Here is a 15,648-nt window from a genome sequence, read left to right on the forward strand (position 1 = left end):
GCCGGCCGGGCGGCGTGACCGATGCGGCCGTGCACGAGGTCGTGGATGAAGCCGAGCTTGCCGATGACGGTCGGCGACAGGACGAACGGGTAGAGGTCCTGCAGGCCCATCGCACGGTTCATCGAGTTCAGCGCCTGGCTGACGGCGAGCCAGCCGTCATTGATCTGCTCGATCGTGGTCGCCTCGTCGTAGACCTTGAAGTCGAGGTCGGTCGTGAGGATGCCGTCGCGGTCGAGCCGCGGATGGATCGTCATGCCCCAGGACCCCGCAACCTCCAGCGAATCCACGATGTGGAGATAGTGCGCCCAGGTCTCGGCGAAGTCCTCCCACGGATGCACCGCGGCGTAGGACGATACGTATTCCTCCTGCCAGTTCGGCTTCGGCCCGTTGGCATAGTGCGTCTTCAACGCCTCGCCGTAGTCCTGGCGGTCGTCGCCGAAGATCGCTCGGCATTCGTCGAGCGCGCCGCCGTCGCGCACCAGGATGTCCCAGTACCAGTGGCCGACCTCGTGTCGGAAATGGCCGAGCAGCGTGCGGTAGGGCTCGCCCATCGCGGTGCGGCGCTTCTCGCGCTCGGCGTCGTCGGCCTCGGCGAGCGCCACGGTGATCACGCCGTCCGCATGCCCCGTCATCACCTTCTCGCCGCTCGCCGGATCGTCGGCCAGGAACTTGAACCCGAGGCCTTCGGGATGTTCGGCCTGCGTGTAGAGCGGCAGGCGCAGGCGCAGGAGCGTGTAGAACAGGCGGTGCTTGGCCGCTTCCATCTTCGCCCAGAGCACCTGGTTGTCGGGATTCGAAAGATCCGGCACCATGAGGTTGTGCCGGTCGGCGAGGCAGTAGAGCTCGGAGCTGTCGGCCGGTACCAGCCAGTTGCAGACACCGTACTGGTAGTTGTCGCAGTAGCGCCAGTGCGACCCGTCGCTGCCGCGGCCGACCGACACGAAGTCGGTGCCGGCGGGCTCCAGCGCCAGGACGCGATTGGTGCGCGCCTCGTAGCCCAGGGCATGGCCGCAGCGCTCGCAGCGAACGTTGTTGAAGAAGACGACCTGATCGCAGGACGGGCATGAGAACAGCTTCATCGGGGATCCCTCGCGCCCCCGCCGGCCGGTCGGCGGGTGTGGCGCGGTAACACGGGCGTGCCCAAACGGTTCCCGTGACCGGAAGTGCCTCAAACCTATCGAGAATTACCGCCGCAGCACTGCGGCTTCGTAAGTCCGTGCACCCCCTTCAAGGCGTCCCTGACCTTACTGCCTGACGCGGCCGAACGATGACCGCCATACACAGGTCGCCCTCACCCTTCAACGGTATGGATCTGGAACGCTGTTCGGACCGCCCGCGAGACGGCAATTGGCAACATCGTCATGTGAGTTTCGCCCGGGTAAACCTCATAGGACACGCGAGCACGAGGGAGTGCGGAAAGGCGCTCCGCCATCTCCCGCGAGAGATCGAGCGTGCGGGCCGTCAGCGCATTGGCGAGACGCTTCTCGGTGTCCTCGCGTCCATACTGGAAAGGCGCCAGGGCTCCCCCCTCGTACTCGCCCGCAGAGAGATGAAGCACGAGATCGCGGTCTCGCGGCAAGGCCGTGAAGCGCCGCTCGCTGTCGAGGAGGCCCGCGTCTTCCCAGTAGATGGTGGGACTGGCTGCGACGAAGCGCGAGAACGCTTCCGATCCCGAAAACAGGGTGTGCAGGGCGAAGAGCCCTCCGAAGGAATGACCAAACAGAGTGCGTCGTGTCGGATCGATCGGCGCGACGCCGTCCAGGAAGGGAAGCGCCTCGCCCTCGAGGAACTGGAGAAACCGGTGCGCGCCTCCGGTGAGAACCTCCGCCCCGCCTTCGACGAACGGCGGGTAGGAGCGTCCCGGAGGCGGCGACAGGTCGAAGGAGCGGCGCAACGGGTCGTAGGCGTCCCCCGTCGGATAGCCGATCGCTGCGATAACGCCCGGTCCAACATTGGTGCTCGCGGGGTAGCTCGACTGGACGCGCAGCGCGTCGACCGCCGTTGCGATCATCGCGTTCCCGTCGGTGATGACGAGAAGTGGCCATCCGCCAGGCGGCGGTTCGTCGAGCGGGACGTAAATGAAGACGCGCCAAACCTCTCCATCCCGCTCGCTCTTCAGATCCACGAAACGGGTTTGGGCCAGTCCGGCTGGGTGAAGCATAGGTTGGAGGCCGTCCAAAACCCGTGTCCTTTCTGCTTCAGTCGCATGCCATGTGGTGGCACAAGCGGTTGGGAAGCCACTGAATCGTGGATCATGCAAGGGACTTTGTTGACTCCGTTTGTCAACATTACCTACCCCTGAACGGCGGTCGCCCTCCTGAACCGCCGGATCCTCGCTCATGTCCTCCAGCCCATTCGCTTCCGCTTGCCATCGTGGCCTACTCGGTGCTTCGCTTCTGTCGGTCGGCATTGGCATGCCGGCGCACGCTCAGGACACCATCACTCTGGATACCGTCGTTGTGGAAGGCTCGGGTGGAACGGGCGGCGAAACGGCCGGTTCGAGCGGTGAAGGGGGGCTTCGCACGGACGGCTATGTCGGCACCGAGGCCCGCGTGGGCACCAAGACCGACACGGATCTGCGCAAGGTGCCCCAAAGCGTCGCCGTCGTGTCCAAGAAGGAACTGGAGGATCGCAAGGCCCAGACGCTGGTCGAGGCCGCACGCTACACGGCGGGCGTCCGGGCTGGCGCGTTCGGCTACGACCCCGGTTTCGACACGTTGTACATCCGCGGTTTCAACGTCGCCGACACGGGCTACTACAGGGATGGCCTGCGCAGCCTCGGCGGCGTGTTCTCGGTGTACCGCAACGAGCCCTATGGCCTCGAAGGCGTAACGATCCTGAAAGGACCGAGTTCGGTGCTATACGGCTCGTCCGCGCCTGGCGGCCTCATCAACCTCGTTTCGAAGCGGCCGACCGATGCGCCGTTCCGCGAGATCGAGACGCAGATCGGCTCGCACAATCGGGCCCAGGTGGCCTTCGACGCATCCGGTCCGCTCGCAGGCAACGACAACGTCCTGTACCGCATCACCGGGCTCAAGCGCTCCGCCGACACCGAACTCGTCGGCTCGCGGGACGACCGCGACATGATCGCTCCGGCACTGACCCTTCGGTCCGACGACCGCAACACGCAGATCACGGTCCTTGGCGAGTTCGTCGACGTCACCACGGGCGGCGCCCGCGGCTATGTCTCGTTGACCGATCCCTTGACGGGCTTCGCCGTGCCGAGCGGCCTCCAGCAGGGCGACCCGAACCTGCGTCCCTTCGACAACCAGCAGGGTCGCATCGGCTACGAGGCCAGACACCGCTTCAACGAGACCGTCGAAATGCGCCAGAACCTGCGCTACCAGCGGGGCCAGGTGGACACGAGCTACGTCTCGACGGGTGGCCTTAGTCCCGACGGCCGTCAGGTCCTGCGATCCACGGGGCAGATCGTCGACGAGGGCGATGGCTTCGCGGTCGACAACCAGGTGCAGGTCAACCTGGACACCGGACCGCTGGCGCATACGATCCTGGGCGGCCTCGACTATGCCCAAGCCGACACGCGCCTTGCCTTTCGGTTCGGTACCGCGCCAAGCCTCGACGCCGCTAACGTGATCTACGGCTCGCTGCCCGTTCCCGGTCCGACCGGCCCCTTCTTCTCCGACACGGACTCGAGCCTGGAACAGACCGGGATCTATCTCCAGGACCAGATCGAGTACCAGAAGTTCGTACTGACGCTTGGCGGCCGTTATGATTGGCTCGACACCGACAGCCGGAGTAATCTCTCGCCCTTCACCGTGACCGAGCAGAGCGACGAGAACTTCTCGGGTCGGGTCGGGCTGTCCTACCTCTTCGATAACGGTCTGACGCCGTACGTCAGCTACTCGACGTCCTTCGCTCCGACCTCCGGGCTGTCGGCGGCAGGTTTGCCCTTCGATCCGACCGAAGGCGAACAGACCGAGGTCGGCTTGAAGTACGCGCCTGCGGGACTGCCTCTCACGGTCGACGCCGCGCTGTTCCGCATCCGGCAGTCTGGGCTACTTGGCCAGGACTCGAACAACATCAACTTCCAGGTTCAGTCCGGTGAGGTCGAGTCGGAAGGCTTCGAGGTGCAGGCGACGGCATCGATCGTGGACGGCCTCAACCTCGTCGCTTCCTACACCTATCTCGATCTGACGTTCCTTGAAGGAGACAACGAGGGCAACATCGTGACCGGCATTCCCCGTCACCAGTTCTCGCTCTGGGGGAACTACGAAGCGGTATCGGGTCCGCTTGACGGGCTGGGGCTTGGGCTGGGCGCGCGCTTTCTCGGCGTCACGGAGGGCAACGACGCCAACACGCAGCCGGAGAACAAGTCACGCATCCTGATCGACGCGTCGGCGTCCTACGACTTCGGAGCCGCGGACCAGCGGCTCGAAGGGGTGCGCGCCCAGGTCAACGTCAACAACCTGTTCGACAAGCGCGACGCCCTTTGCAACAACGGCTGCTTCTATCGGGAACAAGGCCGTCAGGTCATCGGCTCGCTACGCTACCGCTTCTGATCTTGAAAACTGGGTGGGCAAAGCGCCCACCCGCCCCAGGACGGTAGGCGCAACACCCGGTTTGCGGTCTGTCGCGCGGCATTCCCAATGCGACGCGACATGGCGAGATAACCGGGCCTCGAAGCGTATATGTCGGCGCCTACCGTGAACCGTTCCATAGGCAGCTTCCGATGCTTCCATGTAATGCCCGCCAAAATCACCGCGAATCGAAAGAAGACTTACCCAAGGCAGCTTTCCCATTCTAAATTAGGGCGGTAGACGGAGGCCAGCTATCTCCAACCATGGAACATGGCTGCATGTCGCCCAGCTTACCGCGTGAGCGCATCATCCTCTATGCCTCGCTTACGGCGCTCACCGCCATCAGCGTCGATGCGCTTCTGCCAGGCCTTCGTGATATCGCTGGGGAGCTTGCACCGGCTCCGCCCTTATCCACGCAACACATCGTCACGCTGTTTATCCTCGGGATGGTGTTCGGCGAATTGCTACTCGGCCCCATCTCGGATGCGATCGGGCGTAAGCGCGCATTGGTCGCCGGGCTCGGCGTCTACGCAATCGGGACGCTGGTAGCTCTGTTCGCGTCCTCGCTCGAAGGGGTGATCCTCGGGCGCATCTTGCAAGGCATCGGCGTGGCGGGTCCGAAGATCTCGACCCGTGCTATGATCCGCGACCAGTTCGAGGGCGAGGCTATGGCTCGCGTCATGTCCTTTCTGTTCTCGCTGTTCATCCTCGTACTCATGGTTGCGCCTGCCCTTGGCCAAGCCGTGATCGCGCTGGCGGGATGGCGAGGCATGTTCACGCTCTACCTTGGGCTGGCCCTGGTGCTGGGAGCCTGGCTCATCCTGCGCCAGCCGGAGACGCTCCCGCCCGAACGGCGCATCCCGTTCCGCCCCCCGTATCCTTCTCCGAAACGGCGCCCGCATCCTTGCCAACCGGCGGGTCGCGCTTCTGATCGTGGCGACCGGCTTCGTGTTCGGGGCGCAGCTCCTCTATCTCAGCATCGCCGCCGACCTCTTCGCCGACGCCTACGGGGTCCGCGAGACCTTCCCGTTCTACTTCGCCATGCTCGCCGTCGGGATCGGGCTCGCCTCTTACCTGAACGGTCGGCTTGTCGGGCGCTTCGGTATCGACGCCATGGCGCGGGGCGGCTTTATCGGCCTGACGCTGGCTGGCCTATTCATGCTGGCTACCTCGATCGCCTCCGACGGCCGACCGCCGCTCGCGCTCCTCTCCTGTCAGGCTTCGCCGCCTTCTTCGCGAGCGGCATCCTGTTCGGCAACCTCAACGCTATGGCGATGCGCTCGCTGGGACAACTCGCAGGCTTGGGCGCGTCCCTGATCGCGTCGGGATCGAGTTTGGTCGCGACGCTCTTCGCGATCGGACTCGGCACCCTCTACGACGGGACGGTGATGGTTCTAGCGGGAGGCATCTTGCTTGCGGGTGCGGCCTCGCTCCTGTTGGGGGAGTTGTCAGCGCGTGGAAGCGACAGACCTGTCATGGCTGTCCGGTAATCGTCCGGCCGTCATTCAACGGCATCTTCAGGGCTTCGCTCGCCCCAAAACGGACCGTCGCCTTTCCACCCAGGCGAGCCGATCGACGCTGAGAAAACGGTCGCTTGGAAGCGGTCCATCCGCTATCGAACCCCGATCGCCATTTGTTCGCAGTAACATCATCCCAGAGAGCAGACGTTCAGCTTGCTTCTTCAGATTGCAAAATGGGAACTCAGGCCTTCTGAAGGATCGGTCATGGGTGCGATGTGCGAACCCGAAAGGGCGAATGCGCGAAACTGGATCGTCCTGCGTCTGAACAGCCTTCACACGACGTGGCCGAGATAGAGGGCAAGACCGGCGAAGGCGAGCGTGCTGACGAGTAGAGCCGCGCCGGCGACGCTACGTGCCCTTGCCGGCAGACGTTTCAGCCTTGGGGCTAGCGGCTCGCCGCCAATGCGCCCCGTGAGCAACAAGATCGCCGCCAGGAGCATGACCGCACACGCGGTCCAGTAGGCGCGATAAAGGCTGACGCTCGGTTCACCGCTCACACCGGCTGACAAAGGCCATCCCGGATACCGCCCGTAGCGATAGAGGGGATCGGTGAGCCCCAGCCGATCCAGCGTCAGCGAAGCGATGAGGAACAGGACCAACCACCCCCATCCGGCGACCTTGCTCGGGGACAGGGCCTGAAGAAAGACTGCCAGAACGGCGACCAGCGACCATTCGAACGTCGAAGGCAGCATCCAGATCCAGAACAACGGCAGGACGTTTCGCGGAGCGCCACCATCGGCCAGCAGCGCGACGGCCCCCAACGCTCCGCCCGCAGCGGAGAGCGCCGCAAGAACCGCAAGAAGGGCCAGGAGCTTCGGCAGGACGATCGCCGCGGCCGGGATCGGTGCCGTGCCGATGAGGTCGTCGACGCCCTGCTCGCGCTCCCGCCACATGAGTTCTCCTGCAAAGAACAGGATGATCGTGGTCGGCAGGAGACGGAACGCCTGTAAGAGCGTCGCCGTCACCGTGGCCACGTCGAGCGGCTCGGGGGACTGAGAGCCGATCGCCAGAAGTGCCGCGCCGGCATTCACCCCGCCCAGCGTCAGAAGGATCGCCAGAACCGGGGAAAGAACAATCGCCTGGATCTCCCAGCGCGTTCGCGCCGCGAACTGCGCGGCCGCCGTTCGCCAACCGATCGGCGCGGGTCCTTGCTGAGGTATTGCGGCAGGCAGCTCCAGTCGATGCGTCGCCGTCGCAGCTCTGTTTGCGGCACGAGGATGGGGCGCGGGGTGGAAGCGCGAGGACAATCGCCGCCGGGTGACTGCAAGGCTGAGCACGAGGAGCCCGACGCCGACGCCGAGCCAGAGCAACCGGTTGTCGAGAAGCGCACCGTCGATGGCGGGGATGCCGCCGGGCGTATTGGCGACCGCTGCCGTCTGCGCATAGGCGAGGAAGCCGAACGGTTCCATCATCGGGCCGATGAGCTGCGTGCCACCGCTCACGCCCAGACCGTAGAGGACGAGCAGCGCCAAGGCTCCCATGAGCGCGCCCGTCATCGAGCGTGTGGCCGTCGTCAGGCCGAAGGACACCGCCGAGACGAGAAAGAGGTTCGGGACGGCCATCAAGAAGAAGGCGAACGCATAGGCGTCCGGACGCGGAGGGCCGAAGGTCGCTGGATCGAGGCCGGGGACGACGTTCGCCAGGAGAATGGCAGCCGGCACGCTCGCGAAGCAGACGAGGACCGACAGGAACGCCCCCGCAAACCGACCAATGAGATACGACGTGATCCCAATCGGGGCCGACCGGATGATGGGGGCGAAGCCTGTCTGCTCGTCACGCAGGACGGCGTCCGCGACGAAGGCGGCGGCCGTGAACATGTAGAAGAGCGTCCAGACGAGATGGGTCTGAACGATCACCGAGGCGCTGTTGCGCAGGATCTCGTCTCCCATGCCGACGCGCAGCTCGTCGACGATCATGGCACCAAAGACCATCACCGTGGAGATGGCGAAGACGACGCGGAAGACGTGGGAGCGGAACTGCTGGCGCAACTCGAAGCCGGCGACGACGAGGATGTCCGAGTTCATCGCGCCCATCAGGTCCGGCTCTGACTGGATGCGCCGGCCCCGGACTGCTTCAAGGTCGCAAAGAAGAAGTCTTCGAGATCGGGGGCGGCCGATCGGAAGCTTGGTCCGGGGCTTTTGGCACCATGGACGCGCACGATGATTTGCCCTGCCGAACGTCGCCTGGAGATGATGTTCAGGGAAGCGTATAGGCCCTCCAGGTCTTCCGGCTCGACACGGCTGGTCCAGATTTGTCCCTCGAGCCGCGAGATCAGATCGTCCGGCACGCCTTCGCTGACGACGCGGCCGCCGGCCAGGACCGCCATGCGGGGGCAGAGATCGGAGACGTCCGCCACGATGTGCGTCGACAGGATCACCACGGCTTCGTCGCCGATGCCGGCCAGAAGGTCCAGGCACCGGCTCCGCTCTTCCGGATCGAGACCGGCCGTCGGCTCGTCGACGATCACCAGACGCGGGCGACCGATCAACGCCTGAGCGATGCCGAACCTGCGGCGCATGCCCCCGGAAAGGGTCGACAGCGCTTTGCCGCGGGCGTCCCACAGGCGCACGGCCTCCAGAAGGTCCGAGACGAGTTCCCGTCTTTCGTTGCGGTGCCGGAAGCCTTTCAAGGCGGCGAGGTGGTCGAGCATGTCGAAAGTCGAGACCCCCGGATAAAAGCCGAGGTCCTGAGGCAGGTATCCGAGCAACCTTCGGATGCGATCGGGCTCGCGCACGACATCGATGCCGTCGAACCGGATGGTCCCTTCGTCGGGTGCCTGCAGCGTAGCGGCGACGCGCATCAGCGTCGACTTGCCGGCGCCATTCGGTCCAAGGAGACCGAAAAGCCCCTTCTCGATACGCAGCGTCACGCCCTCAAGGGCGCGCGTCCCATCGGCGTAGACATGGCCCAGGCCATCGATCTCTAGCATCGCACGAACTGCACCAGACGACCCTTCCCGCCATTTACCACATCGCGACAACGGCTAGAGCTACCGCCCAAACGAGAGAGAACCTTGCAGGTCGCGGCGCTCGAGCAAAGTTCGGTGGCTGAGCCGCCGACCTTCGTCTGAGCCGCCGACCTTCGTCTGAGCCGCCGACCTTCGTCTGAGCCGTTATATAGGCCAGCCCAAAGCGGGGTCACGTCTGGCTTCGAGCGTCTAAAAACAGTCCGTCCAATATGGGCCGATAGCGGTAAGTCTGCTTTTGGGCCAAGAGGCCTCCAGTCAGACATCGACTGAAGTGAGAAGCCCCCGACATCGGTTGATGACGGGGTCAATGCCCTCCTTACTAATTGCGCTTCTCGGCAATGGCGGACTGTGCACGGTCGATGACGTCTTGGCCGATTTCGGCGGCGTGACGCTCGTAAACGGGGCGCACCATCTCGCGCATGCGCTCCTGCTCGGCGGGGTCGAGGACGGTCAGTTCCATGCCCTCCTCCTTCAGCTTCTCAACCGACGCTGCCGACTGCTCGCGCGAAACCGAACGCTGGACGTCGCGGCCCACCTTGGCGCAGTCGGTGAGCGCGGCCTGTTCTTCCGCCGAGAGCTGGTCGAAGAGCTGCTTGGAGTAGAGCACTAGGAATGGCGTGTAGGCGTGCTTCGTCTCGGTGATGTACTCCTGCACCTCGTACATGCGGGACGTCTCGATGTTGACGTAGGGGTTCTCGTGACCGTCGATCGCGCGCGTCTCCAGCGCGGTGAAGACCTCGGGACCGGGCATCGGCACGGCATTGGCGCCGATGGTCTTGAAAGTGTCGAGGAAGATGTTGTTCTGCATCACGCGGATTTTCATGCCGCTCAGATCTTCGAGCTTGGCGACCGGCTTGCGCGAATTTGTGAGGTGGCGGAAGCCGTTCTCCCAATAGGCCAGATTGACGATGCCGGCCGCCGGCAACAGCGACGAGAGATAGTTCCCGAACTCGCCGTCGAGGACAGCATCGGCTTCGGCCTCGTCGTTGAAGAGGAAGGGCAGGTCGAGGACGCCGAGCGCCGGCACGATCCCGACCAGGGGCGAGCTGGAAGTGATGACCATTTCCAGCGTGCCCGAGCGCACAGCTTGCGTCGCCTGCAGGTCGCCGCCCAGCGTGCCGCCCCAGAAGGCCTGCAGCTTCATCGCACCGCCTGACTTTTCCGCAGCGCAGGCTGCCATCGCCTTCACGCCGGCCGAGGCTGGGTGCTCCTCCTGCACGCCGTTCGAGACGCGGATGGTGCGATCCTGGAACTGGGCGAGGGCCGGCCCGGCGGCCAGAAGCGCGGCAGCCGATGCGAGAAGTGCGGTCTTGAACATGGTTTCCTCCCGTGGGTCCTTGAAGAAGAGGCCGGTGGACCGTCCGGCCGTATGTCTCGTCGAAGCGCCCGTCAGAAGAGCGGGAACATGGCCTGGATCATCTCGCCGAAGCTCGAGCGCCCGCGCAGCCACTGGAGGGGCGCGATCACCCATTGCGGCAGGAGGACGAGCAGAAAGAGCACCGCCGTCTGGGCGACGAAGAACGGCGCGACGCCGCGGATCACCCGCCCCATGGACACACGGGCAACGCCCGACACCACGTTGAGCACGATGCCCACCGGCGGCGTGATGAGGCCGATCGCGTTGTTCATGATGAAGAGGACGCCGAAATAGACCTCGTTGATGCCGGCCGCCCGCACGAGCGGCATCAGGATCGGCGTCAGGATGAGGACGGTCGGCGCGAAGTCGAGCGCCGTTCCGACCAGCACCACCAGCGCCATCATGATGACGAGGAGGAGCGTCGGGTTGTCCTTCAGCCCTTCGAGAAGGGTGCCCATCTCGGCGGGGATGTTGGCCTGCGTGATCAGCCATGCCGAAATCAGGGCGGCCGCGACGAGGAACATCACGACGGCTGTGGTCTTGGCCGCCATCAGGAAGACGCCGTAGAGCTGCGAGGGCTTCAGCTCGCGGTAGATCACCATGCCGCAGAAGAGCGCGTAGGCCGCGGCGAAGACGGCCGCTTCCGTCGGCGTCGCCCAGCCGAACTTGATGCAGCCGAGGATGATGGCGGGCATGACGAGGGCGAAGAAGCCGTCGCGGAACGCCTTGACGCGCTCGACGCCCGTGGCGCGCGGCATCGTCGCCACCTTGTCGTGACGGGCGACGATCGCCCAAGCGATCACAAGCGACAGTCCCATCAGGATGCCGGGGAATATGCCGGCGAGGAAGAGCTGCGTGATCGACACGTTGGCCGCGACGCCGAAGATGATGTAGCCGCCCGACGGGGGAATGACCGGGGCGATGATGCCGCCCGAGGCGATCAGACCGGCCGAGCGCGGCATGTCGTAGTTCGCCTTGCGCATCATCGGGATGAGGATGGAGGCAAGGGCCGCCGTGTCGGCGGCTGCCGAGCCGGAGATCGAGGCGAGGATCAGCGCCGCCAGGATCACGACATAGCCGAGGCCGCCGGGGAAGTGCCCGACCAGCGAGATGGCGAAGTTGATGATGCGCCGCGACAGGCCGCCCGCGTTCATCAGCTCGCCCGCCAGGAGGAAGAAGGGCAGCGCCAGGAGCTGGTAGTTGTCGGCGCCCTCGATCAGCTTGAGGGCGACGATCTGGGAATCGAAGATGCCCATGTAGAGCATCAGGGCGAGGCCGCAGAGAACCAGCGAGAACGCAACCGGCACGCCGATCGCCATGGCGCCGCAGAGCGACAGGAGGAAGACCGCGACGGTCATTCGGCGCGTCCCTTCGGCGTTTCGGCGAGGTCGTCCTCGAACTCGCCGGCGAACTTTCGGACTTCCGCCTCGGATATGCGTCCGGTGGCGATCCGCAGCGCCTGCGCGGCGGCGACAAGGCCCATGCCGACGCTCGCCACGAACCCGACGCCGTAGACCCAGATCATCGAGATGCCGGTGATCGGCGCGTAGTTGCCACTGTGGATGGGCGTCTGCCGCCAGGTGCCCCAGAAGAAGACGGCGCAGCAGACGACGATCAGGACGTTGGTCGCCAGCATCAGGATCTTGCGGCCGCCCGGACCGAAGCGCGCGACGAAGGTTTCGACGCCCATATGCGCGCCATCCCTTGCGACGACCACCGCACCCACGAAGGTCAGCCACACGAAGAAGATGCGCGACACCTCCTCCGACACGGTGATGCCGCCGCCGAACAGGACCACGCCGTAGTCGGACAGCTTCCGCAGCACGGCGTTGCCGAAGACCATGACCACCATGCCGGCCAGGCAGGCGACCATCAGCCCCTCGAACAGCTTGAACAAAACGTCGATGGCTTTGTGCAACCGCGCCTCCCCGGTCTGCCGTGCCGCGAAATCAGACGCATTTCCGACACGACTCTCCCAAACCGTCCACAATCGAAATCATATAGCACACAATCCGTCAAACATTATGTGCGTTCTTGATCCGTGGTCGGGACCGTGCCAAAACCTCTGGGGTGGTTGGGAGAGCGGCGGTGGATACGATCGGGCGGAGCGGGCGGGACGGCGCAGGGGACGGCGAGGGGCAGACCTCGTCGGAACGGCTGCACGACCTGATCCGCGAGGACATCGTCGAGGGCCGCCTGGAGCCGGGATCCCGCCTGAAGACGGCCGAGCTCGCCGCGCGCTACGGCACCAGCGTCAATCCGGTCCGGGAGGCGCTCCACCACCTCCAGGGCGAGGGCATCGTCGTGATCGAGCCGAACCGGGGCGCCCGCGTGCGCACGATCGGCGCGGACTACGCGCGCAACGTCTACGACATCCGCGCCCTTCTGGAACCCTATCTCACGCGCTGGTTCGTCTCCACCGCGACCGCCGAGCAGATCGCGACGCTGGAGGAGCTCCAGACGCGGATGGAGAATCCGGACAATTCCTACGAGGAGCACCGGGCGCTCAACGACCGCTTCCACTCCACGATGTTCCGCGGCCATTACAATCACGAGGCCGTGACCCTCGAAGTGCGCCAGCGCAAGGTTCTCGACCTGATGAACCGGCGCTTCGACATCGCGCCCGCACGGCGGCGTAAGGTCCATGTGGAGCACCGCGCGATCATCGAGGCAGTTCGCGGTGGAGACGCCGAGGAAGCGGCCCGGGTCGCCGAGGAGCATGTCCGCGGCGCCTCGCAGTATCTTGTGGACCGGTTGCGCTCGGCCGGCATGACGAGCTGACATGGCCCACCGACCGTACGCCGCGCCACCCTTCCCTGCATAGGATCGTCCCGCGTGAAGATCACCGACATTCGCTGCTATCCCGTCTGGGTTGGGCTCCGGAACCAGCTTCTGGTCAAGGTCGAGACCGACGCAGGGATCGATGGCTGGGGAGAATCCGGCCTGTCCTCGCGCGAGCGCGCCGTTATGGGCGCTATCGATCATTTCCGCGAGTTTCTGATCGGACGCGATCCGTCGCGGATCGGCGCCCTCTGGCAGGAGATGTACCGCTCGCAGTATTTCGAGGGGGGACGGGTGCTGACGGCCGCCCTTTCGGCGCTGGACATCGCCTTCCACGACATCGCCGGCAAGGCGCTCGGCGTTCCCGTCCACGAGCTTCTGGGCGGACGCCAGCGCGACGTCGTGCCGGCCTTCGCGACGGTTCCTTCCGAGCCCGGCCCCCGCATGATCGAAGACGCGCTGCGCCTCCAGTCGCTCGGCTGGGACTGCATCCGCTTCGTGCCCGCCGGACAGCATGCCGACGACCGGATGGATCCGCGCGCCTCGATCGGCCCGACCGCCGAGTGGCTGGTGGAGGCGCGCGAGGCGCTGGGGTCGGCCGCGGTGCTCGGGATCGACTACCACCACCGCCTCAGCGTCGCGGAGGCCGCCACGTTCTGCCAGCGACTTCCCAGCGGCACGCTCGACTTCATCGAGGAACCGATAAGGGCCGAGACACCGGACGCCTATGCGACCCTGCGCACGATGACGGAGATCCCCTTCGCGATCGGCGAGGAATTCTCGTCGAAGTGGCAGTTCCTGCCCTATGTCGAAGGCGATCTCGCGCAGTTCAACCGGCTCGACATCTGCAATGTCGGCGGCTTCACCGAGGCGATGAAGATCGCCGGCTGGAGCGAGGCGCATTACGTGGACCTGATGCCGCACAACCCGCTCGGGCCGATCTGCACGGCGGCGAGCGTGCATCTGGCGGCCGCGGTTCCGAACTTCTCCTGGCTCGAATGCCGGTCCTCCCCCGTGGAGCAGCTCGGCTTCGACGCGCGCGAGATCTTCCCTGTCCAGGTCGAGCTCGCCGGCGCGGCCTACCCCGTGCCGGACAGGCCGGGCCTCGGCGTCGAGGTGAACGAGGATCTCCTGCGCGACCAGGCCTTCCGCTTTAGCGAGCCCCCGCATCTGCGCCGTTCCGACGGCGGTTTCACGAACTGGTAGTCGGCACCGCCTGAAAGGAAGAGCGATGAAGATCACGGCTGTCCGGACGTTTCCGGTCTGGATCGGCGACCGCAACCAGCTTCTGGTGAAGGTCGAGACCGACGCGGGGATCAGCGGCTGGGGCGAATCCGGCCTGTCGTCGCGCGAGCTCGCCGTCGCGGCGGCGATCCGGCACTACGCCGAGTTCCTAGTCGGCCAGGACGCGCGCCGCATCGGACGCCTCTGGCAGGAGATGTACCGCTCCCAGTATTTCGAGGGCGGCCGGGTCCTGACCGCCGCGATCTCCGCGATCGACATCGCGCTCCATGACATCAAAGGCAAGGCGCTGGGCGTTCCCGTCCACAAGCTGCTGGGCGGGCGACAGCGCGACCTCGTCCCCACCTTCGGCTGCGTGCGGGCCGACGACCCCGATGCGCTGATCGCCGCCTCGCGCCGGGCGATCGATGCGGGCTGGGAAGCGCTGCGCCTCGGTTGGCGATCGGACGAACGCTCGCCCTACGAGCCGCGCGAGCACATCGCCGAGATCGCCGACTGGCTAATCTCGGCACGTTGGGAGCTCGGTGACCGGGTCGTGCTCGGCGTCGACTACCATCACCGGCTGAGCGTCGCGGAAGCCGCGTCCTTCTGCCAGCGGCTGCCGGACGGAACGCTGGACTTCCTGGAGGAGCCGATACGGGACGAGACGCCCCAGGCCTACGCCGCCCTGCGGCGCATGACGCGCGTTCCCTTCGCGATCGGCGAGGAGTTCTCGTCGAAGTGGCAATTCATGCCCTATGTCGAGGGCGGTTTCATGCAGTATGCGCGCCTCGACATCTGCAATGTCGGCGGCTTCACCGAGGCGATGAAGGTCGCCGGCTGGTGCGAGGCGCACTACATCGACGTCATGCCGCACAACCCGCTCGGACCGATCTGCACGGCCGCGACGGTGCATCTGTGCGCCGCCATACCCAACATGTCCTATCTGGAGTGCTGGGAGACACCGGGCGAGGACAACAGTGCACGCCAGGACTCACCGGTGTTCAGATCCCGCCTCCGCCTGCAAGGTGCGAGTTTCCCGGTTCCGGACGCACCGGGGCTCGGTATCGAGATCGACGAAGAAGCACTGGCCGATGCAGAGCCGTTCCGGTTTTCCGAAATGCCACATCTCGTCAGAAAGGATGGCTCGGTCACAAACTGGTAGATCAGGGCCGAAAGCGGACCGGCAGCTTTGCGATTGGTTTTTCAGAAAGCCGACATTGGGCAAAAGCTGCCAATCGGCTGTTCTAACCCCGTCTTGTG

12 protein-coding genes are annotated in these 15,648 nt (G+C 65.3%); 5 read left to right on the forward strand and 7 right to left on the reverse strand.

Annotated features, from left to right (window positions below):
* Positions 1–1,079, reverse strand: a 1,079-nt coding sequence (locus BM175_RS18945; RefSeq protein WP_139224704.1) for a zinc-binding metallopeptidase family protein, incomplete at its 3' end; no start/stop codon positions are given.
* Positions 1,080–1,291: 212 nt separating this feature from the next.
* A complete protein-coding gene (locus tag BM175_RS18950; RefSeq protein WP_425285294.1) occupies positions 1,292–2,161 on the reverse strand; it encodes an alpha/beta hydrolase in 870 nt (289 codons plus the stop codon).
* Between the two features lie 253 nt (positions 2,162–2,414).
* On the opposite strand from BM175_RS18950, the gene BM175_RS18955 reads away from it, so the two are divergent.
* Together BM175_RS18955 and BM175_RS18960 are read left to right on the forward strand one after the other, a co-directional pair.
* Positions 2,415–4,520 (forward strand): TonB-dependent siderophore receptor, encoded by a 2,106-nt coding sequence (locus tag BM175_RS18955; RefSeq protein WP_244546081.1) that lies wholly within the window; start codon positions 2,415–2,417, stop codon positions 4,518–4,520.
* A 296-nt stretch (positions 4,521–4,816) separates the two neighbouring features.
* Complete coding sequence (locus BM175_RS18960) at positions 4,817–6,028, forward strand: MFS transporter (RefSeq protein ID WP_244546082.1); 1,212 nt, start codon at positions 4,817–4,819, stop codon at positions 6,026–6,028.
* 302 nt (positions 6,029–6,330) lie between these two features.
* Here the strand turns inward: BM175_RS18960 and BM175_RS18965 are convergent, their stop codons facing one another.
* From BM175_RS18965 to BM175_RS18985, 5 genes are all read right to left on the reverse strand, one after another.
* Positions 6,331–8,091, reverse strand: coding sequence for an ABC transporter permease (locus BM175_RS18965; protein WP_090965869.1), 1,761 nt, complete (start codon positions 8,089–8,091; stop codon positions 6,331–6,333).
* A complete protein-coding gene (locus BM175_RS18970; protein WP_090965871.1) occupies positions 8,091–8,987 on the reverse strand; it encodes an ABC transporter ATP-binding protein in 897 nt (298 codons plus the stop codon). The genes BM175_RS18965 and BM175_RS18970 overlap by 1 nt, the downstream gene beginning before the upstream one ends.
* Positions 8,988–9,345: 358 nt before the next feature.
* On the reverse strand, positions 9,346–10,344 hold the full coding sequence (locus BM175_RS18975) for a TRAP transporter substrate-binding protein (RefSeq protein ID WP_090965874.1): 999 nt from the start codon (positions 10,342–10,344) through the stop codon (positions 9,346–9,348).
* A 71-nt stretch (positions 10,345–10,415) separates the two neighbouring features.
* A complete protein-coding gene (locus BM175_RS18980) occupies positions 10,416–11,741 on the reverse strand; it encodes a TRAP transporter large permease subunit (protein ID WP_090965876.1) in 1,326 nt (441 codons plus the stop codon).
* Positions 11,738–12,301 carry a TRAP transporter small permease gene (locus BM175_RS18985; RefSeq protein WP_090965878.1) on the reverse strand — a complete coding sequence of 188 codons (564 nt, stop codon included), beginning with the start codon at positions 12,299–12,301 and terminating at the stop codon, positions 11,738–11,740. Before BM175_RS18985 ends, BM175_RS18980 begins: the two co-directional genes overlap by 4 nt.
* A 170-nt stretch (positions 12,302–12,471) precedes the next feature.
* On the opposite strand from BM175_RS18985, the gene BM175_RS18990 reads away from it, so the two are divergent.
* From BM175_RS18990 to BM175_RS19000, 3 genes are read left to right on the forward strand one after another with little or no spacing between them, the layout of a single operon-like run.
* Positions 12,472–13,164, forward strand: a complete 693-nt coding sequence (locus BM175_RS18990; RefSeq protein WP_139224705.1) for a GntR family transcriptional regulator — start codon at positions 12,472–12,474, stop codon at positions 13,162–13,164.
* Between the two features lie 54 nt (positions 13,165–13,218).
* Positions 13,219–14,370, forward strand: coding sequence for a mandelate racemase/muconate lactonizing enzyme family protein (locus BM175_RS18995; protein WP_090965881.1), 1,152 nt, complete (start codon positions 13,219–13,221; stop codon positions 14,368–14,370).
* A 25-nt stretch (positions 14,371–14,395) separates the two neighbouring features.
* The gene (locus BM175_RS19000) at positions 14,396–15,550 is read left to right on the forward strand and encodes a mandelate racemase/muconate lactonizing enzyme family protein (RefSeq protein ID WP_090965883.1); all 1,155 of its coding nucleotides are present in this window, start codon (positions 14,396–14,398) and stop codon (positions 15,548–15,550) included.
* Positions 15,551–15,648: the final 98 nt, after the last annotated feature.

The sequence above is a fragment of the Aureimonas phyllosphaerae genome (genome assembly GCF_900113065.1).
In the GTDB taxonomy this organism is placed as follows: Bacteria; Pseudomonadota; Alphaproteobacteria; order Rhizobiales; family Rhizobiaceae; genus Aureimonas; species Aureimonas phyllosphaerae.